The sequence below is a fragment of the Phytopseudomonas argentinensis genome, assembly GCF_900113905.1.
Classification (GTDB): domain Bacteria; phylum Pseudomonadota; class Gammaproteobacteria; order Pseudomonadales; family Pseudomonadaceae; genus Aquipseudomonas; species Aquipseudomonas argentinensis.
In genome coordinates, this window is record NZ_FORC01000002.1 from 239,881 (window position 1) to 262,636 (window position 22,756).

Sequence of the window (22,756 nt, forward strand, 5' to 3'; positions counted from 1 at the left end):
GACGCGGCCCCTGGCCGAGCGCCTGTTGGTTCCTGGCGCCATGGTAAGGCCGCTGCGCTTGGGCGGCTGCTGGCGAAGCGTCGCCGATCACCGACGAAACGGCGGCAATGACCGTCATCCTGTTTGCAGAGAGCTTCAGTGGACAAGTTCGATCAACGCATCATCGCCTTGCTGTGCGCCGACGCGCGCCTGACCGTCACCGAGGTGGCACGCCAGGTCAACCTGTCACGCACGGCGGTCAGCGAGCGCATCCGCCAGTTGGAGGCCTCGGGTGTCATCCAGGGCTACCACGCGCGCATCGCCGAGCCGGCCACGGTAGTGGTCAAGGCCTACCTGGAACTGTTCTACAAGGGCGGGCGCTGCGAGCAGTACGTCGAATGCATGCGCGCCTTTCCGGAAGTACGCCGCTGTTCGGGCATCAGCGGCGAGACCGATATGCTGATCTACATCGAGGCCGCGTCCATGGAACGCCTCGCCGAAGTGCGCGGGCAGATCGAAAACCTGCCGGGCGTGTTCAAGGTGAAGACCCATATGGTGGTGAAGGATTGGCTGATGTGAGGTCGGGCCCCATCGCGATCTCGATCGCAGCGGCACGGCCGCCTGGGCTGATTGGTTTGGTTCTCTGCAGCACCTTCGCGGTAAGCCCGCGGCCTGCGGTCACCGCACTTTGGTCGCTGGCCAAGGCCTTGCCCCCCAGGCTGGCGCCCACTGTGGCTCTTGAGCACCTGCTGCTTGGCCGTTTTTCCAGCAACGCGCTTCGTTCAGCACTGAGCGCGGCCGTTCGCCCGCTATCTTCCGCTGTATTTTCTGCCAGGATGAGAGCCATCCATGGTGTCAATGTCCTGCCGAAACTGAAATCCATTTCAGTGCCAGTGCTCTATCTTCAAGCGACTGAGGACAGACTAGTTCCGCCATCCTGCTGCGACCTTATACAGCGCGAGCTCCCCGCCATTCGTGTTGTCTCGGTCGCGGCGCCGCACTGCTTGCTTCAGGCTGCTTCTGGTGATGTGGCATTGGCCGTCAGCACATTTGCCGAACAGCTTTAAAGCTCGTGGCGGCGTAAGCTGAGACTGCTTCTTCTTCACACGGTACCGATGCCAGGAGTCGAAAAATGCTGTTCGCTGACGCGTTCAACTACAAGAAATGGGCGAATGCCGAGCTGCTCGCGCTGGGCGAACGCCAGCTGCATCTGCTGCCCGAGAATGACGCGCAGTTCTTTGTGCGCATCCTCAACCACACCACGGTCGTCGACAGCCTGTTTATCAGCCGCCTGGCCGGGGAGGCGGAGCACTACAGTGCGGACAACACCCGCGAGACGCCCACGCTCGCGGAGCTCAAAGTGCGTGTCGAGCAAAACGATGCCTGGCTTGTCGACTTCGCCCAGCGTGCTACCGCCGATGAGCTGCAGCGGGTCATCTCCTTTCGCTTCACCGATGGCGACCTTGGCGAGCTATCGGTGGAGGAGGTGCTGCTGCACCTGCTGACCCATGGCAGCAATCACCGTGGCATGGCGTCGCGAACCTTGGCGATTCATGGGCTCGAACGGCCGAAGGATACCTTCACGCGCTATCTGCACGAGACGCAGCCGGCCAGGCGAGAGCTTGCCGGCCAAGGCGCTTCCCCGTCCGCCGGTTAGTCATCGAGCGCTGTCTTGTAGGCCCACATCACCAACTGCCAATCCTCCTCGGGCATCGCCCCGCAATGACGCTTCAGCTGGCGCATGTCATGGCGCGAGGCGTCGGCGGTGCGCCAGCGGCGGCGGCTTTTTTCCAGGTCGAGCAGGGCGATTTCGGCATCGGGCGCGCTGCCGTCAGCGTCGCGGAGTCTGATGAAAACATGCTTGGCGTAGCAGCAACCATGCTGCCAGCGGCCCTGGTGCAAGCGGGCCAGGGTGTTGGCCAGTTCCGTGAGCATGCATCGAGTGTGTTCCGCGCTGCGCGGCTCCTGATACCACTGCTCCAGGCTGATAAAGCCGGTCAGCGCCTGAGTGATCAGCAGCGCCTGCCACTGGCCCTCCTGCGTTCGGGCCGAGCCGTAAATCAGCTTGGGCACCCGGACGCCCAGCCGGGCGAACGCCTGATAGGCATGTAGCTCACGCATGATGGTCGGGCGCCCCAATGGATAGCGCAGGCTGCGGTACAGGTGCCCGGTCTGGCGCTTGCTGTACAGCGTCGGGTGCGAAGGATTGCGTGGTAGCAACAGTTGCACGCCGCTTTCACCATCGCGGCGGCAGTTGAGCGGTTCCACCCAGGCGCCTCGGCACTGCCACCAGCGCTCGAAGGGGCTGGTTTGAGTGACCGGATGGCGAACAATGACCGTTGCCATCACAGCACCTCCCGCTTGCGCAGCACATAGGTGCGCCACATGGCGTAGCCGGGCAGGAAGTCACGGTGACCGAGTACCTGGAAGCCCGCAGCGAGAAATTCGGACTCGATCGCCTCACGGCGCACCACGAAGCGATTTTCACCCGCGCCACGGCGTTTGGCCAGGCGGTTGCGACGCCAGGCCTTGTAGTTGCCATCGACCCATAGCGAGAAGATCAGCGTGTCGCGGGTCACGCGATGGAACTCGCGCAGCGCCGCGAGGCGGTGCTCCGAGGACTGGAAATGATGCAGCAGGCGAATGCACATCACGCAGTCCACCGAGCTGTCACCCAGGGCGATATCGAATGCCGAGGTCTTGAAGGCCTTGACCCGGCTGACCACCTGCGGCGGCTGCGCGGCAAGGGCGGTGGCGATCATGTCCGCGGAGTTGTCGGCGGCGAGGATCATCCGGTTCGGGTGCTCCGCGAGCATCGGCCAGAAACGGCCCGCGCCACAGGGCAGGTCGAGCACCAGATTGGGGTCGCCAGCCAGGCGCAGGGCGCTGCGCCCGACCTGCACGTCGCGCCAGTGGGACAGGCGCCGGGCCAGGCCGTCCTGATGCTTGTTCAGGTAGCTCTGGGCATGTTGCAGGTCGTATTTGCCGGAAAAGGCCAGTTCGATGGAGCGGGGTTTGGACATGGCGAGGCACCTCTTAGCAAGTGCCTCGATGCTAGGCGGGCGGTTCTGATGAACCCGTCAAGCAAAGGTGAAAAAAATGTCAGTTGGTGGGCTGCAGCACGACCTGAAAGCAGCTGCCCGCCACCGGCAGGCTGTGCACGGTGATCTGCCAGCCCTGGTGGGCGCAGATCCGCTTGACCAGCGACAGCCCCAGGCCAAGGCCTTCGCCGCGCGCCTGTTCGCCACGCACGAAGGGATCGAAGATCTGCTCATGGTGCTGCTCGGGGATGCCCACGCCGCTGTCTTCGACGCGAAAGCCGTCGGCCAGCAGGGTCAGTTTCACGAAGCCGGTTTCGGTGTAGTGCAGGGCATTGCGCAACAGGTTGGCCATTACCGTACGCAGCAGGGTGGGGTTGTAGACGCCCTCGTTGTGCGCCTGCACCTCGAGCTGGAAGTCCAGGCCCTTTTCGCGCATCAGCGGTGCCCAGGTCTCCACCTGCTCGTCGGTGATCTGGCGCAGGCTGGCACTGCCGGCGAACAGGCTCTCGTTACCCTTGACCCGGGCCAGCTGCAGGAAGGTCTGCACCAGGTCCTGCATCTCCGCGCTGGCACGCTCGATGCGTTGCACCTGGTTGCGCTGCATCGGCGGCAGATCTGCCTGGGAGAGCAGTTCGCAGGAGCTGGCGATGACCATCAGCGGCGTACGCAATTCGTGGCTGACGTCACTGGTGAACAGCCGCTCGCGCTCCAGGGACTGGCGCAGGCGGCCCAGGGTGCTGTCGAAGGCCGCAGCGAGCTGGCCCACTTCGTCATCCGGGTATTCCGGCGCCAGGGCAGGCGCCAGCGGCAGCAGCTGGTCACGGTGACGCACCTGCTTGGCCAGCTTGCTGACCGGGCGCATCACCCGTTCGGACATCAGCCAGCCCAGCACCAGGGCGCCGAGCACCGACAGCAGAAAGCCGGCCAGTACCACGTTGAACAGGACCTGCTCGCGCTTCTCGAAGTCGCTCTGTTCCTGCACCAGCAGATAGCGGTCGCCGTTGATGACCTCGGTGAAGATGTAGAACGCCCGTTCGCCTTCGAGCCGCTCGCTGAAGCCTTCCGGCAGGTCGGCATAACGCTGTGGAATGGCGTACTGCGGATAGTTGGAGGCGAAGAAGCGGGTGCGCGAATCCAGGCGCGGCGCCTGGCCGCTCTTCAGGTCCTGTTGCACCACCACGCCCAGTTCCAGGGCCAGTTCCTCGGACACCAGGTGCTCTTCGATCAGGTGCACGATGGCCACGATGCTCAGGGAAAACACCCCGCTGACCAGAATGGTCATGGTCGCGAAGGCGATCAGGATGCGCCGGCGAAACGGCTGCTTATTTTGCATCGGAGTTCGCCGCCAGCCGGTAGCCCACGCCATGCACGGTGTGCAGCAGGGCGGTGGCGAAGGGCTTGTCGATGGCCTGGCGCAATTGATGGATGTGGCTGCGCAGGCTGTCGCTGTCGGGGCAATCGTCGCCCCACAGGGCTTCCTCGAGCGCCTCGCGGCGTACCACGGCGGGCGAGCGCTGCATCAGGATCGCCAGCAGTTTCATGCCCAGGGGGTTGAGTTTGATCGGCAGGCCGGCGCGGGTCACGCTGAGCATGTCCAGGTCGTAGGCGAGGTCGGCGACTTCCAGCAGGCGCCGGCGATTGCCCTGGGAGCGGCGCAGGATGGCCTCGATGCGTGCCACCAGCTCGGACAGCGCAAAGGGTTTGATCAGGTAGTCGTCGGCCCCGGCGCTCAGGCCCTGCAGGCGATCTTCCAGGGCGTCGCGCGCGGTGAGCATGAGGATCGGGATGCTGCTGCGCGCTTCTTCACGCAGGCGCCGGCACAGTTGGTAGCCGTCCAGGCCGGGCAGCATGATGTCCAGCACGATCAGGTCGTAATGCCCCTGGGTGGCCAGGTGCAGGCCACTTAGGCCGTCCTGGGCGCAGTCGGCCGTATACCCCTTGAGCTGCAGGTAGTCGAGGATATTGGCCAGGATGTCGCGGTTGTCTTCGATCACCAGAATGCGCATGCAACGTTCTCTTCACGGGGATTGACGCTTTTTTCACAAGGCCATGACGAAGCCCTCACGGGGCCGGGTCAAGACTGGGCTCGTTCATCCAGCCAGGATCATACGATGCCACAGCTTCGCTACGCCCAACTACGTTACCTGTCGATCGTGCTGTTTGCCTGGGCGAGCGTCTTCCTGCTCACCCGTGGCACTTTGCTGCTGGCCCACTGGAGCGATGCCGGTGCCGGCGGCGCCGAGATCCTGCGCATCTTCCTGGTGGGTCTGGTGTATGACGCGACCTTTCTACTCTATGCCGCATTGCCGCTGGCGTTCTACCTGCTGCTGTGCCCGCACCGGCTGTGGCGGCGCCGCGGTCATCGCGCCTTCCTTCACGTGCTGCTGGGCGTCTGCCTGTTCGTGATGCTGTTCACCGCCACTGCCGAGTGGCTGTTCTGGGACGAGTTCGGCGTGCGCTTCAACTTCATCGCCGTGGATTACCTGGTGTACTCGGAGGAGGTGGTCAACAACATCCTCGAGTCGTACCCGGTGTACCCGCTGATCGCCGCCCTGGCGCTGGCCGCGCTGTTCCTGGCATTGGCCCTGCGCCGCCCGGTCGCCAGGGCCCTGGCCGCGCCGCTGATGCCGCATCGGCCGGCCCTAGGTGCCGGGGCTCTGGTGCTGGCCGGGGCGCTGCTGGCGACCCTGGCGGTCAACCAGAACTTCCCCCGTGGGCTGGGCGGCAATGCCTACCAGAACGAACTGGCCAGCAACGGACCGTTCCAGTTCTTCGCCGCCTTTCGCAACAACGAGCTGGACTACATGAAGTTCTACGCCACGCTGCCCGACCAGCGGGTCGGTTCGCTGCTACGTCAGGAGGTGGCCGAGAGCAATGCGCGGTTCGTCGACGACGACCCCGAAGACATTCGCCGGCTGATCGACAACCCGGGCCCGGAGCAGCGCCGCAACGTCGTGCTGGTCACCGTGGAAAGCCTCAGCGCCCGCTACCTGGGCAGCTTTGGCGATGAGCGTGGCCTGACCCCCAACCTCGATGCCCTGCGTAAGGACAGCCTGTTCTTCAGCAACCTGTACGCCACCGGCACCCGCACCGATCGCGGCCTGGAGGCGATCACCCTGTCGATGCCGCCTACCCCGGGGCGCTCGATCGTCAAGCGCATCGGCCGCGAGTCCGGTTATGCCAGCCTTGGCCAGCAGTTCCGGGACAAGGGCTACGACAGCGTGTTCATCTACGGCGGGCGCGGCTACTTCGACAACATGAACGCCTTCTTCGGCGGCAACGGCTACCGGGTCGTCGACCAGAGCAGCGTCGCCAGTGCAGACATGACCTTCCAGAACGCCTGGGGCATGTGCGACGAAGACCTCTACGAGCAGACCCTGCGCGTTGCCGATAGCGATCATGCGGCGGGCAAGCCGTTCTTCCTGCAACTGATGACCACCTCCAACCATCGCCCCTACACCTACCCCCAGGGGCGGGTGGACATCGCTTCCGGCAGCGGCCGGGAAGGGGCGCTGAAATACACCGACTACGCCATCGGGCGCTTCCTGGCCGAGGCGAAGACCAAGCCCTGGTTCGCCAATACCCTGTTCGTGTTCGTTGCCGACCACACCGCCGGTAGCGCCGGCAAGGAAGACCTGCCGGTGGCCAACTACCACATTCCACTGTTCATCTATGGCCCCGGTATCGTCACGCCGGCCGAGGTGACCCGCCTCACCAGCCAGATCGATATTGCCCCCACGCTGCTCGGGTTGCTGGGCTTCGACTACACCTCGACCTTCTTCGGCCACAACGTGCTGCGCGACGACGCCCCGCCAGGCCGAGCCCTGATCGGCAATTACCAGCACCTGGGCCTGTTCGATGGCCAGGATCTGGCGATTCTCAGCCCAAAACGCGCCATGCGCCGGCACGCCGATGCCCTGGGTATCAGCCGTGAACAGGCGGCGACCAAGAGCGACCCGCTGGTGGCGCGCGATATCGCCTACTACCAGGGCGCCAGCCATGACTTCACCCAGGGCCTGCTGGGCTGGCATCCTAGTCAACCGGCCGCCGTGGCGGTGCAGCTGTGACGCCGCTCGCCGAGGCTTGCGCCATGCAATCGACTCGGCCGTCGCGGCCCATCGACCTCCGGCTGTGGCTGGGCATCCCCCTGGGCCTGATGGCGCTGTTGTTGGGGCTCGACCCCAAGCCGCTGGACTTCGCCCTGGCCGGGCTATTCTACGATCCGGCCAGCGGGTTCATCGGCAGCCGCAGTTACTGGCTGGAAAACGTGCTGCATGACCAGGCCAAGATCATGGTCATCTGCCTGGGTGTGGCCTGCATCGTTGCCTTCCTGATCAGCCTGCTGCCGGTCAGGCTGCGAGGCTGGCGCCGCGAGCTGGGCTATCTGGTGCTGGCGCTGGGCCTGTCGACCAGCATCGTGCCGCCGCTCAAGACCCTGACCGCCGTGCAATGCCCGTGGAGCCTCACCCAGTTTGGCGGCCAGGAGGCCTTCAGCCCGCTGATTGGCGCACGCCCGGCAACCGATAAACCCGGGCGCTGCTGGCCGGGCGGGCACGCTTCTACCGGCTTCGCCCTGCTGGCACTGTACTTCGCGCTGCGTGATCGCCGGCCGCGCCTGGCCCGCTGGGCGCTGGCGTTCGCCTTGACCCTGGGCTGCGTGCTATCGCTGGGGCGCATGCTGCAGGGCGCGCATTTTCTGTCCCATAACCTGTGGACGCTGCTGCTCGACTGGGTGATCGCCGTGGTCGGCTACCGCGTGCTGCTGTATCGCCGCGCGCCGCAACCGGCCGTGCCCTTGTCGGCCGCCGTTCAGGAGCTGCGCGGATGAAGAACCTGAACCCGAAGACGCTGCTGCTGGCGATTCTTCTCTGCGTACCCGGCGCGCCGGCCTGGAGCGCGGTGCAAAGCGCTGCCGCCGACCTGCCCTGGGCGACGCCGGTGGACAAGGCCTTCAACCTCTATCGCATGCAGCCTGACCTGTATCGCAGCGCCTTGCCGAACGCCACCCAGCAGAGTGAGCTGCAGCGCCTGAAAATCGCCACGGTGATCAACTTCTACCAGCGAAGCGACGCCGAGTGGCTGAGCGACCCGGGCATTCGCCTGATCCACCAGCCTTTGCATGCCGATCGCGTCGCCGATGCCGATGTGCTGCAGGCCCTGCGCAGCATTCGCCAGGCCCAGGCGGCCGGCCCGGTGCTGATCCACTGCAAGCACGGCCAGAACCGCACTGGCCTGATCGCCGCCATGTACCGCATCGTCTACCAGGGCTGGAGCAAGCAGCAGGCAATAGCGGAAATGCGCGGCGCCGGCTTCGGCGGGCAGGAGCGCTTCGAGGATGCCGAGCGCTACGTGCGTGATGTCGACCTGGCGCGCTTTCGCCTGGCCCTGGCCAGTGGCGCCTGCAGCACCAGCCCCTGGGCCTACTGCGCATTGCGCGACAGGGTGCTCGATGCATTCAACGAGTGGTGAGGGGATATCATGATCAATAGAAGCCCGGTTTTTCTGGCTATGCTGCTGGTGCCGCTGCTCAGCGGTTGCCAGAGCACGCGCGACTACATGCTGGCCCAGGGCTACCCACCGGCCTTCGCCTCGGGTTATGCCGACGGGTGCGCCAGCGGCGACAGCGCGGCCAAAGCGCTGGGTGCGTTTCGCAAGAACGTGACGGTGTACCTGGCCGATACGCAGTACGCCACCGGCTGGGATGACGGCTTCCGCCAATGCCAGGCCAGTGCCGAGGCCGATATCGAGCGGCGCCTGCAGCCGGACAGTGATCGGGATCGTGACTGGCACCACCAGGTCGACCAGGACATGGCCAGGGCAATGAGCCGCTCGCTGAAACGCAGCTAGAGCGTGCAGCGCCGCCTTTAAAAAGTCATGTGGACAGGGCACATTGATGCGCCTGCCGGCAACTGCGCGCGCTGCAGCCGGCACCGAGTACATCTGACCTCGAGAGCCCCCATGGCCCATGCCGCACCTGACGACCGTCGCCCCTGGTCGATATTCCTGATCTTTCTGCGTCTTGGGCTCACCTCGTTCGGCGGCCCGGTCGCCCATCTCGGCTACTTCCGCCAGGAGTTCATCAGCCGTCGCGGCTGGTTGAGCGAGGCGGCCTATGCGGAGCTGATCGCCATCGCCCAGTTCATGCCCGGGGCTACGAGCAGCAAGGTGGGCATGGCGATCGGTCTGTCCCAGGCCGGTTACCGCGGCGCGTTGGCAGCCTGGCTCGGCTTCACCCTGCCTTCGGCCCTGTTGCTGATGGCGTTCGCCTACGGTCTGGCCATGGAGGGCGGCGACCTGGCCTCCGGCGCCTTGCATGGCCTGAAGATAGTCGCCGCCGCCATCGTCGCCCAGGCGGTGTGGGGCATGGCGCGTGCGCTGTGCCCGGATACTCCGCGCCGCGTGCTGATGCTGCTGGCCGCAGGCGTTGCCCTGCTGGTGCCGGGCGCCGTGGGACAGCTTGCGGTGATCATCAGTGCCGGCCTGTTGGGAGTCGCAGTGCTCAAATCGAAGACGCCGGCCGTTGCCGATTCGTTACCCATCGCCATCAGCCGGCGGGCCGGGGCACTGTGGCTGGTGATCTTCGTATCGCTGCTGGCTGGCCTGCCGCTGTTGGCCCATGTGCTGGATAGCCCGCTAGTGAGCCTGTTCGAGGTGTTCTACCGAACCGGTGCCCTGGTATTCGGCGGCGGCCACGTGATGCTGCCGCTGCTGCAGGCCGAGGTGGTGCCCAACGGTTGGCTGAGCAACGACCTGTTCCTGGCCGGTTATGGCGCTACCCAGGCGGTGCCTGGGCCGCTGTTCACCTTTGCCGCGTTTCTCGGCACGGCCATCGCCGGGGTGTTGGGCGGCCTGCTGTGCCTGCTGGCGATCTTCGCACCCTCATTTCTGCTGCTGGTCGGCGTGCTGCCGTTCTGGGCGCGTCTGCGCACCCGGCCACGGCTGCAGGCGGCGATGGCGGGGGTCAATGCCGGGGTGGTCGGGTTGCTGCTGGCCACGCTCTACCAGCCGGTGGGCACCGGCGCCGTCAGCAATCTGCTGGACGTCGCCCTGGTGCTGCTCGCCCTGCTGGCGTTGATGGCCGGCAAGCTGCCGCCCTGGCTGGTGGTGGTAGCTGGTGCGTTGATCGGCTGGCTTGTACTGTGATGGCAGATTCCATTGGCAAGGAAAGCAGCATGGCTTTTGATTGGCACGGCGGTACCATCACGCGCGATATACCGGTAGGCAGCGATTACCGTAACACCCAGAAGGTTCGTCGTTTCATGACCGAGCAGTGCGGTGCCGACTTTCGTTTCGACCGGCCTTTCATGGCCTGGATTCGCAGCGGCGCACCACGCACCATGGGGGATGTGGTGGACGAATGGAAACGGCGTAACGGCGCTGCCCAATCCTAAGAACCTGTTCATGATCTTTGTGAGCATGAAGCGGCAGCTACAAGGCAGAAAGCGGACGGCCATCGCTGGCTTTGTAATGTTTTTCTTGCGCAAAAGTAACTGACGCCGCCAATCGCCCCTTCAGGAGGCCGAGTGGAATCGTCGTGGAGAGGGTTGAGCGACATGGATGTCGCGAGAGCCGCGATGGGCCAAGGATGGCCCTTCGCGGCGTGCCCTCGGAACAATGATGAAGCGAGGGAACCACGGCGAAGCCGGGGCCGTATGGTGGGGCTAGACCTTTTGGTTTCTTTTGGGGCGATGCCAAAAGAAACCCGCTCGTCAGAGCGGAACTGAGCGCACAGACAACTCGGTAATGCTGGCGGACTCATTGTGGGGGGATGGCCTATGCCCAATTACCTTTCGCGGGCATGGCCCGCTCCCACAGATAATCCCCAGCCATCCTAACGGGGGCGATCGGCCGCTCCCGCCATTTGGCTGCCAAAATCGAAGAACCTGGGCTGAAAGGGTCGTAAGCAGGATCTAAAACCAGCTTCTAGTCGCTGCCGTGGCGCAGGCGCTCTACCAGTGGCGGCAGCTCGCTCATGCGCCCGATCAGGTGATGCACGCCCAGTTGGCGCAGGGCTTCGCCATGCTCTGGCGGAATGTGGCTGGCGCCGAGAAAGCCGATCACCTGCATGCCGGCGGTCAGCGCCGCCGTGGCGCCGGTAATGCTGTCTTCGACCACCAGGCAGCGGCTCGGGTCGACGCCGGCGCGTTCGGCGGCCAGCAGGTACAGATCCGGTGCCGGTTTTGGTCGTTGCACCTGATCGGCACTGAAGGCGCCGACGGTGACCCGTTCGACCAGCTCGCAGCGCTGCAGGGCGAAGGCCAGCGCATCGGCATAGCTGTTGGAGGCCACCGCCAGCGGCAGGTCGATCTGCAGCAGCGCTTCGCGCACGCCGGCAATCGGCTGCACCTGCTCGCGGATCAGCGCCTTGGTGATGGCGCGGTTCTTCTCCAGAAAGCCCTCGGGCAGCGGCTTGCCGAAATGCGCTTCAGCGCGGGCCATGATGTCGCGGGTCTGCAAACCAAAGGTGCCGGCCAGTACCACCTCCAGCTCGTGGGCCGGGTAGTGTTCGGCCATGGCAGCATGCAGATGGCGCTCGGCGATGATCTCGCTGTCGATCAAGACGCCGTCGCAGTCGCAGATCAGCAGTTCGATGGGCGGTTTCGGCGGCATGGCAGGCAGTCTCCTGTAAGGCGGGGAGGGCCTGTGTAACACAGAAACCCGTTCAGTTCGAACCGCTCGCCACGGTTTCGGCCGGTCGCTGCAGCAGCAATAGCGGCAGCCCGGCAGCCAGGGTCGCCAGGCCAAGCAGGGCGCCAGCCCCCGCATACAGGGCGCTCGAGCAGAACAGGCCGAGGCAGCTGGCAGCGAACATCAGCGGCAGCAGCGGGTACAGCGGCACGCTGAACGGCCGTGTACGATCGGGATGCAGGCGGCGCAGGCGCAGCAGCGACAGGGCGGTCAGAAACATGAACAGCCAGAACACCGGTGCGGTGTAGGCGACCATGCTCTGCACGCCGTTTTCGCTCAGGGCGCCGAACAGCAGCAGCGGTAGGGTGATCAGGCACTGCACCACGAGCGCGCGCACTGGCGTGGCCGCGCGATCGTTCCAGGCGCCGAGCATCGACAGCTGTGGCACGTCGCGGCCCAGCGCGTAATAGACCCGCGAGCCGGTGAGTATGGTGGCGTTCAGGGTACTGACCGCGGTGATGCAGATCAGGGCGCTGAGCAGCACACCACCCCAGGGACCGCCGACGATGGTCATCAGGTCGGCGCCGATGGCGCTGGACTGACGCAGGCCCTCCAGCCCGAAGATGTTGAGAAACACCAGATTGGCCAGCAGGTATACGCCGGTCACCACCAGGGTACCGAGCAGCAGCACGCGGCTCATGTTGCGGCCCGGGTTGCGCAGCTCACCGGACAGGTACGCCGCTTCGTTCCAGCCGCCATAGGTGAGCAGCACGAACACCATGCCCATGCCGAGCATGCCGGCCAGGTTGCCGCCGGTATCGGCCGCGGCAGGTGCCGCGTCGGCAACCGGTTCGGCCAGCAACAGGCCGGCGACAAACACCGCGACCAGCGCCAGAAGGGTGATGCCGGTGAACAGCACCTGCAGGCGCTTGGATTCATGGGTGCCAAGGATGTTCAGGGCGGTCAGCGCCAGCACCACCAGGGTGGCATGCCAGGCGCTGCCGTAATCGCCCAGGGGTAGCAGGCGCTGGGCATAGTCGCCGTAGATGAACGCCACCACGGCAATCGCCCCGGTCTGGATCACCGTGCCCCTGGCCCAGGCGAACAGCAGGCTGACCTGCCGGCCCCAGGCCAGGTTGAGGTAATGGTATTCGCCACCGCGATCCGGGTAGCCCGCGCCCAGTTCGGCATAGCACAGCGCGCCGACCAGCATCACCAGGCCACCGGCCAGCCACAGGCCGATATACACGAAGGCGTTGTCGGCATACTCGGCCACCAGGGGCGGGAAGCCGAAGATGCCGACGCCGATCACCACGCCGACCAGCATGGCGACGCCGTCGATCACCGACAGGCCGGGTTGTCGTGTCGCTTCCCGTGCGCTCATGGCTTAGCTCCGTCGTGCGCGCCAGTCGGTCACCGCGCCTTCGGCAGAAATCGGTTCGATGCGATCACCCTCGACCTGGCCGACGTACAGCTGGCCGTCGACCTCGAAGCGCAGCTCGGTACCCTGCAGGCGCCCGCGCAGGCGCTCCTGGTGCTCGGTGGTGCCGCTGATTTCCTGGAAGCGCTGCTCGAGGTCGACATGGAAACGCTCGCCCTCGCGTTCGATCATCCAACTACCGGCAATCTTCGCCGGCACCACCCACAGATAGATGCGCGCGCCTTCGACGATATCGCTGCGATCCGGCTCCCAGTCCCCCATGCTGAACGCGTGGGACACCACGCGGGTGCCGGGCTTGAGCGTCTCCAGGATCACCGGGCGCAGACGCATGTTGACGGTGTTGAGCAGGTACATGGTCAGCACGTTGGCGTCGGCGATGTCCTTCTCGAACAGGTCGCCCTGCTCGAACACCACCTTGCCGGCGACGCCGGCCTGCCGGGCATTGGCCTCGGCTTCTTCGACACGCAGCGGGTTGAGGTCGATACCGTAGGCGGCTTTGGCGCCGCGGTCCTTGACGGCGGAGATGGCGATACGGCCATCGCCCGAGCCGAGGTCGATCACGTAGTCGTCGGGGCCGACATCGGCCATCTCCAGCATGCGCGCCACCACCGGTTGCGGTGTCGGCACATAGGGCACGTCGAGGGTTATGGTCTGGGCCTGGGCGCTGCCCTGCAGCAGGCCGAACAGGGCCAGCGCCGAGGCGCACAACGAGAAGGGACGAATGGCTGCGGTGGTCATCGATGGATACCTCTCAGCGAAGTCGGCTCGGGAAGGGGACGATTTTCCGACCGGGGCCTCTGCGCCAGGGTTCGACCTGTGCTCCGGGGCCTGCCTGTCGATAGCCCGAAAATTGGCCCTGCAGGCCAGAAGCGGCGCCGCCTGCGGGGTGTGTTACCTGATGTGAAGGCATTGCCTTGGCGGCCTCGAAAAGGCATGGTGGCCGGATTTTTACCCACGGGAGCGGCCCGGCATGCGCCTTCTGCACACCTCCGACTGGCACCTGGGCCAGCACTTCATGGGCAAGACGCGCCAGGCCGAGCACCAGGCGTTCTGCGTCTGGCTGATCGAGCAGGTGCGCGAGCACGCCGTGCAGGCGGTGCTGGTCGCCGGGGATGTCTTCGATACCGGTTCGCCACCCAGCTATGCCCGTGAGCAGTACAACCACTTCGTGGTGGCCCTGCGCGATACCGGCTGCCAACTGGTGGTGCTTGGTGGCAACCATGACTCGGTGGCCATGCTTGGCGAGAGCCGCACCTTGCTGGCGCAATTGGGTACCCGGGTGATTCCCGGCGTCGGTGCGCAGCTGGATGAGCAGCTCTTGGTGCTCGGTGGCGCCGATGGCCAGCCGGCGGCGCTGCTCTGCGCCATACCTTTCATTCGCCCGCGCGATGTACTGCGCAGCGAAGCGGGGCAGAGCGCCGCGGACAAGCAGCTGTCGTTGCAACAGGCCATACACGGCCATTACCAGGCGTTGTACGAGATGGCCCTGGCCCGCCGTAGCGAGCTTGGTGCGGCCCTGCCGATCATCGCCACCGGCCACTTGACCACCGTCGGCGCCAGCGCCAGTGAGTCGGTGCGCGAGATCTACGTTGGCGCGCTGGAGGCCTTCCCGACCTCGTCCTTCCCAGCCGTCGATTACATCGCCCTGGGGCATATCCACCGGCCGCAGAAGGTCGGGGGCCTGGAGCATATTCGCTACAGCGGCTCGCCGATCCCGCTGAGCTTCGACGAAGCGCGGCAGCAGAAGGAAGTACTGCTGGTCGACCTGAACGAGGGTGGCCTGAGCGAGGTGCGCGCCTTGCCGGTGCCCCGCTTCCAGGCCCTGCAGTCGCTGCGCGGCTCGTTGCAGACCCTGCCGGCAGCGCTGGCCGAGGCGGCCCGCGAGGGCAGCGCCGAGCGCCCGGTGTGGCTGGAGGTGCAGGTCGAGCTGGACGATTACCTGAGCGATTTGCCGGTGCGCATCGCCGCGCTGTGCGAAGGCCTGCCGGTGGAAGTGCTGCGCATTCGCCGCGCCCGTGGTACCGCGGTCGCTAGCCTGCAGGGCGAGCAGGGCATGCTCGACGAGCTGACGCCTGAGCAGGTGTTCGAACAGCGCCTGGCCAGCGAAACCCTGGAGCCCGAGCAGACCCGACGCCTGCATGGGCTTTACGGCAAGGTGCTGGCTGAGCTGCGCGAAGACTCGGCCTGACTCAGGCCTGTTTATGACCTTTCAGCCCAGGTTCGTCTATTGGCAGCTAAAAGGCGGAAGCGGCCGTTCGGGCGCTTTCGCTTTTGATGTTCCTCACGCTACAAAACTAGCAGGCGACACCAATTCGCCCCTTCAGAAGGCCGAGCGCAATCGTTGCGGAGAGGGCCGGGCGGGCAGCCTTCAGCGACATGGATGTCGCGAGAGCCGCGATGGGCCATGGATGGCCCTTCGTGGGGGGCCGCCTAGGTCGGGCCCTCGGAGCAACGATGTAGCGAGGGAACCCCGGCGAAGCCGGGGCCGTATGCCGGGGCTAGACCTTTTGGTTTCTTTTGGCGGGGCCGGCCATCCGGGCGATGCCAAAAGAAACCCGCTCGACAGAGCGGAACCGAACTTAAGAACAATGCGATAACTCTGGCAAACCACAGCTCACGCACAATGTGTGGAACGATCAGTTGTAGAAACTCGGGGCTAAAGCCCCTCCCACAAGTTACGCGAATGTCCGCTTCTGCCTTGCAGCTGCCGCTTTACGCTCATAAAGGTCATGAGCAGGCTCTCAGACCCTGAAGAAACTCACCCGCTCGATCAGCCGGCGTGCCAGGGACGACAGTTCTTCGCTGGCCGCGGACACCTGGGTGGAGCCCGCCGTGGTTTCCACCGTACTGGCGTGAATGCGGCTGATGTTCTGGTTGACGTCCTCGGCCACCAGGCTCTGCTGCTGAGCGGCGCTGGCGATCTGCGCGTTCATGTCCTTGATCGCGCCGACTTCCTGGCGAATGCGGCCCAGTGCCTGCTCGGTCTCGGTGGTCTGCTCGACCGTCTTGCGGGCCATCTGACTGCTGGTCTGCATGATCTGCGCGGCACCGCTGGCGCCCGCCTGCAGCTGTTCGATCATGCCGCTGATTTCCCGGGTCGAGGTCTGCGTGCGGTTGGCCAGGGAGCGCACCTCGTCGGCCACCACGGCGAAGCCACGGCCATGCTCACCGGCCCGGGCGGCCTCGATGGCGGCGTTGAGGGCCAGCAGGTTGGTCTGGTCGGCAATCGAGGTGATCACCGCGATGATGGTCTCGATGTTGCTGCTGTCGCGAGCCAGTTGCTCAACCCGCTCGGCTGCCGAGTCGAGCACCTTGGCCAGCTCCTGGATCGCCTGGCCGCCCTGGGTCACCAGCTGGCTGCCGGTTTCCACTTCACCATCGGCGTTGCGAGTGGCCGACGCTGCGGTGTCGGCGTAGCCGGCCACTTCGTTGACCGTAGCCGCCATCTGGTTGATGGCCGCGGCCATCTGCTCGGCTTCTTCGGACTGCGCCTGCAACTGGCGGTTGTTGCTGGCCGACGTGGCGCGCAGCTGGTCGGCGGAGAGGTTCAGCTCGCTGGCGGCGCTGCGTACCTGGGCGATGGTGTCGCCAAGGCGTGCGCTCATGTCCTTGACCGCGCCCATCACGCTGTTCGGGTAGCGGGTCTCGATGCGCTGATCGAGGGCACCGCCGGCCAGGCGCTGGATGACCTCGGCGACCTGGTGGGGCTCGGCGCCGAGGGTCGAGCGCAGGCGGCGGATGATCAGCAACGAGACGAACACGCTGAGCAGGATCGCCACGCTGGTGACGGCCACGATCAGCAGGCCGAAGCTGCCCGCGGTCTTACGCACGCCATCGAGGCTGCTGATGATGTCCTTTTCCTGCAGGTCGATAAAGGCGTTGATGTGCTTGAGCCAGTCCAGGTAGGCAACTGCCACTTCACGCGAGAGCAGCGCCTGGGCGCCCTCGATATCGCCGCTCTGGCGCTGGTTGATCAGCCGCTGGGTCAAGTCGCGGGCCGTGCGCTCGATGGCCTTGATCTGGTCGAGCTGACGTTGTTCCTCGGCGCTCGCGCCGTTGGCGGCGACCAGCTTGTCGAGCGGCGCAGCCGATTGCTGGTAGAAGGCATCGAGGCGCTCGATGTTCTGCAACTGATCGTTCAGCGCGGCGGGCTCGCGGGCCAGGACCAGGTCACGGATGGCGATCGCACGGTCGTGCACGCTGCCGCGAAAGTTGATCGCATAGCGTTGCTTGAGGCTGGCGCCTTCGTTGACTTCGCTGAGGCTGCTGTCGATCACCTGCACGCGCTGGATACCGACCAGGGCGACCAGAATCATCAGTGACAGCACCAGGCCGAAACCCATGGCCAGGCGCTGGGCGATCGTTAGGGGTTGCGACATCTTGGGTGTACCTATGGAAGAGAGAAAGCCGGCTCGATAAAACCGATCAGCGCGCTTGCAGGAAGAGTGGGCCGGGGAGCGCTGAGGCTAATCCTTCCATGGCGCAAAGCAAGTGTTTTGTGCTGGCTAATTGATGTTATAGCGGGCCTCTATGGCCCGTTGCCCGGCGTGTGCAAGCGTGTGGGGCGAGGCTGTGGGCTCCCGGCCGGAACGCGTGCGGGGTGGGCGCATTCAGGCCGGGCATGCCTCTCAGATGCGGAACTGGCCCAGCAGGCGGCCGAGTTGTTCGGCCAGTTGCTTTAGGTGCTGACTGGCAGCGCTCGACTGGTCGGCCGACTCGGCGGTGTTGTGGGCCAGCGCAGCGGTCTGGGTGACGTTCTGGTTGATGTCGTCGACCACATGGGACTGCTGCAGCGTAGCGCTGGCGATCGAGGCATTGAGGCCGGTCAGGTTGCGCAGCGACTGGGCTATCTGCGCCAGGCTTTCCCCGGCCTGGCTGGCCTGCTCGACGGTCAGGCGCGAGGCCTGGCTGCTGTCGCCGATGGCCTTCACCGCGGCCTGGGAGTTGCCCTGCAAGCGCTCGATCATGCCCTGGATCTCGGCCGTGGATTTCTGCGTGCGCTGGGCCAGCAGGCGCACTTCGTCGGCGACCACGGCAAAGCCGCGGCCCTGCTCGCCTGCCCGGGCGGCCTCGATGGCGGCGTTGAGCGCCAGCAGGTTGGTCTGCTCGGCAATCGAGCGGATCACCTCCAGCACCCCGCCGATCTGCGTGCTTTCGCTGGCCAGTGATTCGATCACCGTCACGGCCTTGTCGATGGTGGCGGACAGCTGGTCGATCTGCGTCAGGCTGGCGTCGATATTGAGCTGGCCCTGGCGCGCCTGCTCTTCGGCGGTATGCACTTCGCTGGAGGCGTGCTCGGCATTCTTGGCCACGTCCTGCACGCCGTAGGTCACCTGGTTGACCGCGGTGGCGACCAGCTCCATCTGCTGGGCCTGCTGCTGGCTGTGCTGCTGCGCCGCGCTGGAAATGTCGCCCAGCGAGCGTGCGGCCTGGTCGAGCGAGCCGGCGGAGTCGAGCAACTGGCGGATCACCTGGCGCATCTTGCCGGTGAAGGCGTTGAAATGGCCGGCCAGGGCGGCCAGCTCGTCACGGCCCTGGTCATCGAGCTGATGGGTCAGGTCGCCCTCACCACTGGCGATATTGGCCATGGCCGCGACCGCCTGCTGCAAGGGCACGGCGATGCTGCGCGAAATCATCACCACCAGGACGATCAGCAGCAGGGTGGCCGGGATGCTGATGCCCAGTGCCTTCAGCGCCTGTGATTTGAATTCGGCCTGCACGTCGTCGACGTAGACGCCCGAGCCGATGATCCAGCCCCAGGGCTGGAACAGCTCCACATAGGAAATCTTCGGCACCGGCTCGCTGGCGCCCGGCTTGGGCCAGCGGTAATCAACCGGACCGGCGCCCTGGCTTCTGGTGATGGTTACCATGTCGTTGAACAGTGCCTTGCCGTCCGGGTCCTTGAGGGCGGAGAGGTTCTGGCCTTCAAGCTTGGCATTGGTCGGGTGCATGATCATGGTCGGCGTCTGGTCGTTGATCCAGAAGTACTCCTGGCCGCCGTAGCGCAGGCCGCGAATCACCTCGATCGCCTGCTTCTGCGCCTGCTCGCGGCTCAACGTGCCGCTTGCCTCCAGGCCCTGGTAGTACTTGAGCAGGCCCACGGCCGTCTGCACCACGTGCTGGGTCTTCTCGGCCTTGCCGGCGTACAGGCCAACGCTGATCTGGTGGAGCATGTAGGCACCGAGCAGCACCAGCATCAGCACCGGCATGGCGATGATGAGCCACAGACGACGGTTGATCGGCAAGCGACGCAAGCTGTTCATGGCGGCATTCCTGATTTTGTTGTTCTTGTAATGGCAGCCGGCGCGAACCGGCGGCGTCTTTTAACTCTGATAGCACTTCAATGGCGCGGCGTAAATCGAAAAGATGCAGGCTCGCTGCTTTTTGCCTCCTGCATGGCTGAAAGCCCCAGTTTCAAGAAACTTTACGATTATCTGACAGCCATTTACCGGCTGCGCCAGTGCAGCCGGCTGCGTGTCGCAAGAGAGCGGGCCACGAGGTGGGCAGCGCCGCGAGGGGCACGGCGGGGCACCTCAGCAGATATCGATCTGGTACCGGAAGTTGGCTGCCGCGGCGCGCGACAGGCGGTACTCCAGCGGGCTGCGGTCGTAGCCCAGGGCGGTGCGTTCGATCACTACGATGGGGTCGCCCTCGCCGATGGCCAGAGTGCCGGCCATTTCGGCGTCGGCACAGCCAACCGTGAGGGTTTCCCGGGCCGAGGCAATGCACTGGCCGCATTGCTTCTCGTAGAACGGGTAGAGCAGGTCGCCAAAGGTATCCGAGTCGATATCCAGCAGCACGATGAAGCGCGAGGCGGGCAGCCAGATTTCCTCGTGGAACAGCGTGCGCGCTTCGATGACCCGCAGGCGCTCCATGCGCAGCACCTGCTCACCGGCTTTCAGGGCAAGCGCCTTGGCGATTTCCCTGGAGGGCTTTTGCAGCGCCTTGGAGAGAATCCGGCTGGTGGGGATTTCCCGGCCCCCGCTGGCATCCACCTGGCGAAAGAAGCGCGCTAGCGAGGCATCGAAATTCGGCCGCCGCACGAAGGTACCGCGACCCTGGCTGCGCAGCAGCAGCCCCTCGTTGACCAGCGTATCCACCGCCTTGCGCACCGTGCCGATGGCCACGCCGTAAAGCTTGGTCAGCTCCGCTTCGGTGGGAATCGGTGCGCCGGGTGACCACTCGCCAGCGGCGATCTTGGCCAGCATTTCCTCGCGTAGGCGTTGGTAGAGCGGCAGGCGTTCGTCGTATCCGAGAGTCATCGCGTCTTTGTGTCCGGTTGCAACAGGCTGGCGCCACTCTACCACTGGCTGATTGATTGACAGAATGCTTGACCTGAATATATGGTCAACTATTCATATATATGACTGCATGTCGTGATAACAGCGGCTGGCACCGATGCCGGTCTCCATAACAATCGATCAGGTAACGCCTCAATGAGCACCTCCCGCCCTGCCATCACCGGCATCGACACCCACGCGCATATCTTTCGCCAGGATCTGCCGATGGTCGCCAACCGTCGCTACAGCCCCGCTTACAATGCGCTGGTGGAGCAGTACCTTGGCCATCTTGACCACCATGGTTTGTCCCATGGCGTGCTGATCCAGCCGAGCTTTCTGGGCACCGACAACAGCTTCATGGTCGAGGTGCTGCGCCGTTTCCCCGAGCGCCTGCGCGGCGTGGCAGTGGTCGATGACGACATCGACGACGCGCAGCTGGACGCGCTCGCGGCAGCCGGGGTGGTTGGCATCCGCCTGAACCTGATCGGCAAGGCGCTGCAGGATTACACCGGCCCCGGCTGGACCTCGCTGTTCGAGCGCCTGGCGCTTCGTGGCTGGCAGGTGGAAATCCAGCGCGGCATCGATGACCTGGCGCAGATCGTGCCGGCCATCCTCGCCACTGGCGTGAATGTGGTGATCGACCATTTCGGCCTGCCAACCGGCGGTATCGATGCGCAGAACGCCAATCACCGGGCATTCCTGGCGCTGCTCGGCGATTCACGGGTGTGGCTGAAGCTGTCGGCGGCCTACCGCAGCCAGTCCGATCTGCCCCAGGCGACTCGGGTGCTGGCGCAGGTACGTGAGGCGGCTGGCGGGCTCGAGCGCTTCCTGTGGGGCAGCGATTGGCCCAACACCCAGTTCGAAGATCGGACACACTATGCCGAGCAATTGGCGATGATCGAGGCGCTGCTGGAGCCGGCCGAACGCGCCCAGGTGCTGGTTGCCAACCCCGGCCGTCTGTTCGGCTTCACCCGCTGATCGCCCGCATACACAGGAAGCCTTCATCATGATGAGCCTGCTCGTCGTCGCGGCGATCGTTATCTCCGTGGCCCTCGGTTACAAGACCAAGATCAATATCGGCCTGTTCGCCATTGCCTTTGCCTACCTGATCGGCTGTTTCGGCATGGGCCTGAGCCCGTCCGACATCATCAACATGTGGCCGCTGAAGATTTTCTTCATCATCTTCTCGGTATGCCTGTTCTACAGCTTCGCCACGGTCAACGGCACCCTGGAGAAACTCGCCGAACACCTGATCTACACCTGCCGAGCCTTTCCGCAGCTGCTGCCTTTCGCGGTGTTCGCCACCGCCGGGGCGATCGCCGCCATGGGCGCGGGTTACTACACGGTGCTGGCGTTCATGGCACCGATCACCCTGCTGCTCTGCGAGCGCACCGGCATGAGCCTGATCCTCGGCGGCATGGCGGTGAACTACGGGGCGCTGACCGGTGCCAACTTCGTGTCCAGCCAGAGCGGCATCATCTTTCGCGGTCTGATGACCGGCGCGGGCATCTCCGAGAACGATGCCTTCATCAACGCCTTCGGCATCTTCCTCAGCACCCTGGTGATTCCGCTGGTGGTGATCAGTGCCTTCGTGTTCCTCACTGGGCACGGCAAGTCGATGAAGAATTCGTCCTTTGTGGCCACGCCGCCATCGCCGCTGAACCGCGAGCAGCGCATCACCCTGTGGCTGACCCTGGCGATGATGGCCATGGTGCTCGCCGCGCCCATCGCCCATATCGCCCTGCCGGACAACGCCACCGTCACCTTCATCAATTCGAAGATGGACATCGGCCTGATCGCCAGCCTGTTCTCGGTGATCGCCCTGCTGCTCAAGCTGGGTGACGAGCGCAAGGCCATGGCCTCGGTACCGTGGAGCACGCTGATCATGATCTGCGGCGTGGGCATGCTCATCTCGGTGGCGATCAAGGCCGGCACCATCGACATCCTCGCCTCGTGGATCGGCAGCACCATCCCGCCGGTTCTGGTGCCGTTGGTGTTCGGCATCATCGCCGCGATCATGTCGATTTTCGCGAGTACCCTGGGCGTGGTGACGCCGGCGCTTTTCCCCATCGTGCCGCCGATCGCCGCGACCATGGGTATCGAGCCGATGGTGATCTTCATCGCCATCGTGGTCGGTGCCCAAGCCACTTCGATCTCGCCGTTCGCCTCCGGCGGCAGTTTGATCCTCGGCTCCTGCACCTCGGAGCAGAGCCGCACCGCGCTGTTCCCACAGTTGCTGTTCAAGGCCGCGCCCATAGGTTTCGTGGCGGCGTTGGTGTTCAACGTGCTGCTGACGTTCGTTTACTGAGACGAATTTCGGGCATAAAAAAACCGCAGCCAGGCTGCGGTTTTTTTATGGCCTGCACGTCGCTCGGGTCGAGCGAGGC

The 22,756-nt window shown here is 64.9% G+C and carries 21 protein-coding genes; 11 read left to right on the top strand and 10 right to left on the bottom strand.

Annotation, left to right across the window (positions count from 1 at the left end):
* Nucleotides 1-138: 138 nt before the first annotated feature.
* Together BM154_RS09615 and BM154_RS09620 are read left to right on the top strand one after the other, a co-directional pair.
* Entirely contained in the window at nt 139-558 is a 420-nt protein-coding gene (locus BM154_RS09615; RefSeq protein WP_074882645.1) for an Lrp/AsnC family transcriptional regulator, read from the top strand.
* Between the two features lie 553 nt (nt 559-1,111).
* Complete coding sequence (locus tag BM154_RS09620) at nt 1,112-1,636, top strand: DinB family protein (protein WP_074882646.1); 525 nt, start codon at nt 1,112-1,114, stop codon at nt 1,634-1,636.
* On the opposite strand, the gene BM154_RS09625 is transcribed toward BM154_RS09620, so the two are convergent.
* The 4 genes from BM154_RS09625 to BM154_RS09640 form a co-directional block, all read right to left on the bottom strand.
* On the bottom strand, nt 1,633-2,325 hold the full coding sequence (locus BM154_RS09625) for a lipopolysaccharide kinase InaA family protein (RefSeq protein ID WP_074882648.1): 693 nt from the start codon (nt 2,323-2,325) through the stop codon (nt 1,633-1,635). The genes BM154_RS09620 and BM154_RS09625 overlap by 4 nt on opposite strands.
* A complete protein-coding gene (locus tag BM154_RS09630) occupies nt 2,325-3,002 on the bottom strand; it encodes a class I SAM-dependent methyltransferase (protein ID WP_074882650.1) in 678 nt (225 codons plus the stop codon). The genes BM154_RS09625 and BM154_RS09630 overlap by 1 nt, the downstream gene beginning before the upstream one ends.
* Before the next feature lie 79 nt (nt 3,003-3,081).
* On the bottom strand, nt 3,082-4,353 hold the full coding sequence (locus BM154_RS09635; RefSeq protein WP_074882652.1) for a sensor histidine kinase: 1,272 nt from the start codon (nt 4,351-4,353) through the stop codon (nt 3,082-3,084).
* Entirely contained in the window at nt 4,343-5,026 is a 684-nt protein-coding gene (locus BM154_RS09640) for a response regulator transcription factor (protein WP_074882654.1), read from the bottom strand. Before BM154_RS09640 ends, BM154_RS09635 begins: the two co-directional genes overlap by 11 nt.
* Nucleotides 5,027-5,131: 105 nt before the next feature.
* Here BM154_RS09640 and BM154_RS09645 point away from each other — a divergent pair, with 105 nt between their 5' ends.
* From BM154_RS09645 to BM154_RS09670, 6 genes are all read left to right on the top strand, one after another.
* Nucleotides 5,132-7,087, top strand: a complete 1,956-nt coding sequence (locus BM154_RS09645; protein ID WP_074882656.1) for an LTA synthase family protein — start codon at nt 5,132-5,134, stop codon at nt 7,085-7,087.
* A 23-nt stretch (nt 7,088-7,110) separates the two neighbouring features.
* A complete protein-coding gene (locus BM154_RS09650; protein ID WP_074882659.1) occupies nt 7,111-7,848 on the top strand; it encodes a phosphatase PAP2 family protein in 738 nt (245 codons plus the stop codon).
* Complete coding sequence (locus BM154_RS09655; RefSeq protein ID WP_074882661.1) at nt 7,845-8,489, top strand: dual specificity protein phosphatase family protein; 645 nt, start codon at nt 7,845-7,847, stop codon at nt 8,487-8,489. The genes BM154_RS09650 and BM154_RS09655 overlap by 4 nt, the downstream gene beginning before the upstream one ends.
* A gap of 9 nt (nt 8,490-8,498) precedes the next feature.
* Nucleotides 8,499-8,867, top strand: a complete 369-nt coding sequence (locus BM154_RS09660; RefSeq protein WP_074882663.1) for a hypothetical protein — start codon at nt 8,499-8,501, stop codon at nt 8,865-8,867.
* 111 nt (nt 8,868-8,978) lie between these two features.
* The gene (gene chrA / locus BM154_RS09665) at nt 8,979-10,163 is read left to right on the top strand and encodes a chromate efflux transporter (protein WP_074882666.1); all 1,185 of its coding nucleotides are present in this window, start codon (nt 8,979-8,981) and stop codon (nt 10,161-10,163) included.
* Nucleotides 10,164-10,192: 29 nt separating this feature from the next.
* Nucleotides 10,193-10,411, top strand: coding sequence for a DUF6434 domain-containing protein (locus BM154_RS09670; RefSeq protein ID WP_074885240.1), 219 nt, complete (start codon nt 10,193-10,195; stop codon nt 10,409-10,411).
* Nucleotides 10,412-10,943: 532 nt separating this feature from the next.
* On the opposite strand, the gene BM154_RS09680 is transcribed toward BM154_RS09670, so the two are convergent.
* The 3 genes from BM154_RS09680 to BM154_RS09690 are packed head-to-tail and all read right to left on the bottom strand — an operon-like array spanning nt 10,944 to nt 13,827.
* A complete protein-coding gene (locus BM154_RS09680) occupies nt 10,944-11,630 on the bottom strand; it encodes an HAD family hydrolase (protein WP_074882669.1) in 687 nt (228 codons plus the stop codon).
* 52 nt (nt 11,631-11,682) lie between these two features.
* Entirely contained in the window at nt 11,683-13,032 is a 1,350-nt protein-coding gene (locus tag BM154_RS09685; RefSeq protein ID WP_074882670.1) for an APC family permease, read from the bottom strand.
* Nucleotides 13,033-13,035: 3 nt separating this feature from the next.
* The gene (locus BM154_RS09690) at nt 13,036-13,827 is read right to left on the bottom strand and encodes a 50S ribosomal protein L11 methyltransferase (protein ID WP_074882672.1); all 792 of its coding nucleotides are present in this window, start codon (nt 13,825-13,827) and stop codon (nt 13,036-13,038) included.
* A 232-nt stretch (nt 13,828-14,059) separates the two neighbouring features.
* Between BM154_RS09690 and sbcD the strand changes: the two genes are divergently transcribed.
* Nucleotides 14,060-15,277: an exonuclease subunit SbcD gene (sbcD, locus tag BM154_RS09700; protein ID WP_074882675.1), complete on the top strand. Its 1,218-nt coding sequence runs from the start codon at nt 14,060-14,062 to the stop codon at nt 15,275-15,277.
* Between the two features lie 553 nt (nt 15,278-15,830).
* Here the strand turns inward: sbcD and BM154_RS09705 are convergent.
* The 3 genes from BM154_RS09705 to BM154_RS09715 form a co-directional block, all read right to left on the bottom strand.
* Nucleotides 15,831-17,468 (bottom strand): methyl-accepting chemotaxis protein, encoded by a 1,638-nt coding sequence (locus tag BM154_RS09705; RefSeq protein ID WP_074882677.1) that lies wholly within the window; start codon nt 17,466-17,468, stop codon nt 15,831-15,833.
* 249 nt (nt 17,469-17,717) lie between these two features.
* Nucleotides 17,718-19,352, bottom strand: a complete 1,635-nt coding sequence (locus BM154_RS09710) for a methyl-accepting chemotaxis protein (RefSeq protein WP_074882679.1) — start codon at nt 19,350-19,352, stop codon at nt 17,718-17,720.
* 270 nt (nt 19,353-19,622) lie between these two features.
* Nucleotides 19,623-20,351 (bottom strand): GntR family transcriptional regulator, encoded by a 729-nt coding sequence (locus BM154_RS09715; RefSeq protein WP_074882681.1) that lies wholly within the window; start codon nt 20,349-20,351, stop codon nt 19,623-19,625.
* Nucleotides 20,352-20,525: 174 nt separating this feature from the next.
* Between BM154_RS09715 and BM154_RS09720 the strand changes: the two genes are divergently transcribed.
* Together BM154_RS09720 and BM154_RS09725 are read left to right on the top strand one after the other, a co-directional pair.
* A complete protein-coding gene (locus BM154_RS09720; protein ID WP_074882683.1) occupies nt 20,526-21,347 on the top strand; it encodes an amidohydrolase family protein in 822 nt (273 codons plus the stop codon).
* A gap of 28 nt (nt 21,348-21,375) precedes the next feature.
* Entirely contained in the window at nt 21,376-22,677 is a 1,302-nt protein-coding gene (locus tag BM154_RS09725; protein ID WP_074882685.1) for an SLC13 family permease, read from the top strand.
* Nucleotides 22,678-22,756 lie beyond the last annotated feature (79 nt).

Excerpts from the sequence above, each read along its gene's own strand:
- BM154_RS09620 (WP_074882646.1), top strand. The coding sequence starts at position 1,112 with ATGCTGTTCGCTGACGCGTTCAACTACAAGAAATGGGCGAATGCCGAG.
- BM154_RS09625 (WP_074882648.1), bottom strand. The coding sequence starts at position 2,325 with ATGGCAACGGTCATTGTTCGCCATCCGGTCACTCAAACCAGCCCCTTC.
- BM154_RS09630 (WP_074882650.1), bottom strand. The coding sequence starts at position 3,002 with ATGTCCAAACCCCGCTCCATCGAACTGGCCTTTTCCGGCAAATACGAC.
- BM154_RS09635 (WP_074882652.1), bottom strand. The coding sequence starts at position 4,353 with ATGCAAAATAAGCAGCCGTTTCGCCGGCGCATCCTGATCGCCTTCGCG.
- BM154_RS09640 (WP_074882654.1), bottom strand. The coding sequence starts at position 5,026 with ATGCGCATTCTGGTGATCGAAGACAACCGCGACATCCTGGCCAATATC.
- BM154_RS09645 (WP_074882656.1), top strand. The coding sequence starts at position 5,132 with ATGCCACAGCTTCGCTACGCCCAACTACGTTACCTGTCGATCGTGCTG.
- BM154_RS09650 (WP_074882659.1), top strand. The coding sequence starts at position 7,111 with ATGCAATCGACTCGGCCGTCGCGGCCCATCGACCTCCGGCTGTGGCTG.
- BM154_RS09655 (WP_074882661.1), top strand. The coding sequence starts at position 7,845 with ATGAAGAACCTGAACCCGAAGACGCTGCTGCTGGCGATTCTTCTCTGC.
- BM154_RS09660 (WP_074882663.1), top strand. The coding sequence starts at position 8,499 with ATGATCAATAGAAGCCCGGTTTTTCTGGCTATGCTGCTGGTGCCGCTG.
- chrA (WP_074882666.1), top strand. The coding sequence starts at position 8,979 with ATGGCCCATGCCGCACCTGACGACCGTCGCCCCTGGTCGATATTCCTG.
- BM154_RS09670 (WP_074885240.1), top strand. The coding sequence starts at position 10,193 with ATGGCTTTTGATTGGCACGGCGGTACCATCACGCGCGATATACCGGTA.
- BM154_RS09680 (WP_074882669.1), bottom strand. The coding sequence starts at position 11,630 with ATGCCGCCGAAACCGCCCATCGAACTGCTGATCTGCGACTGCGACGGC.
- BM154_RS09685 (WP_074882670.1), bottom strand. The coding sequence starts at position 13,032 with ATGAGCGCACGGGAAGCGACACGACAACCCGGCCTGTCGGTGATCGAC.
- BM154_RS09690 (WP_074882672.1), bottom strand. The coding sequence starts at position 13,827 with ATGACCACCGCAGCCATTCGTCCCTTCTCGTTGTGCGCCTCGGCGCTG.
- sbcD (WP_074882675.1), top strand. The coding sequence starts at position 14,060 with ATGCGCCTTCTGCACACCTCCGACTGGCACCTGGGCCAGCACTTCATG.
- BM154_RS09705 (WP_074882677.1), bottom strand. The coding sequence starts at position 17,468 with ATGTCGCAACCCCTAACGATCGCCCAGCGCCTGGCCATGGGTTTCGGC.
- BM154_RS09710 (WP_074882679.1), bottom strand. The coding sequence starts at position 19,352 with ATGAACAGCTTGCGTCGCTTGCCGATCAACCGTCGTCTGTGGCTCATC.
- BM154_RS09715 (WP_074882681.1), bottom strand. The coding sequence starts at position 20,351 with ATGACTCTCGGATACGACGAACGCCTGCCGCTCTACCAACGCCTACGC.
- BM154_RS09720 (WP_074882683.1), top strand. The coding sequence starts at position 20,526 with ATGAGCACCTCCCGCCCTGCCATCACCGGCATCGACACCCACGCGCAT.
- BM154_RS09725 (WP_074882685.1), top strand. The coding sequence starts at position 21,376 with ATGATGAGCCTGCTCGTCGTCGCGGCGATCGTTATCTCCGTGGCCCTC.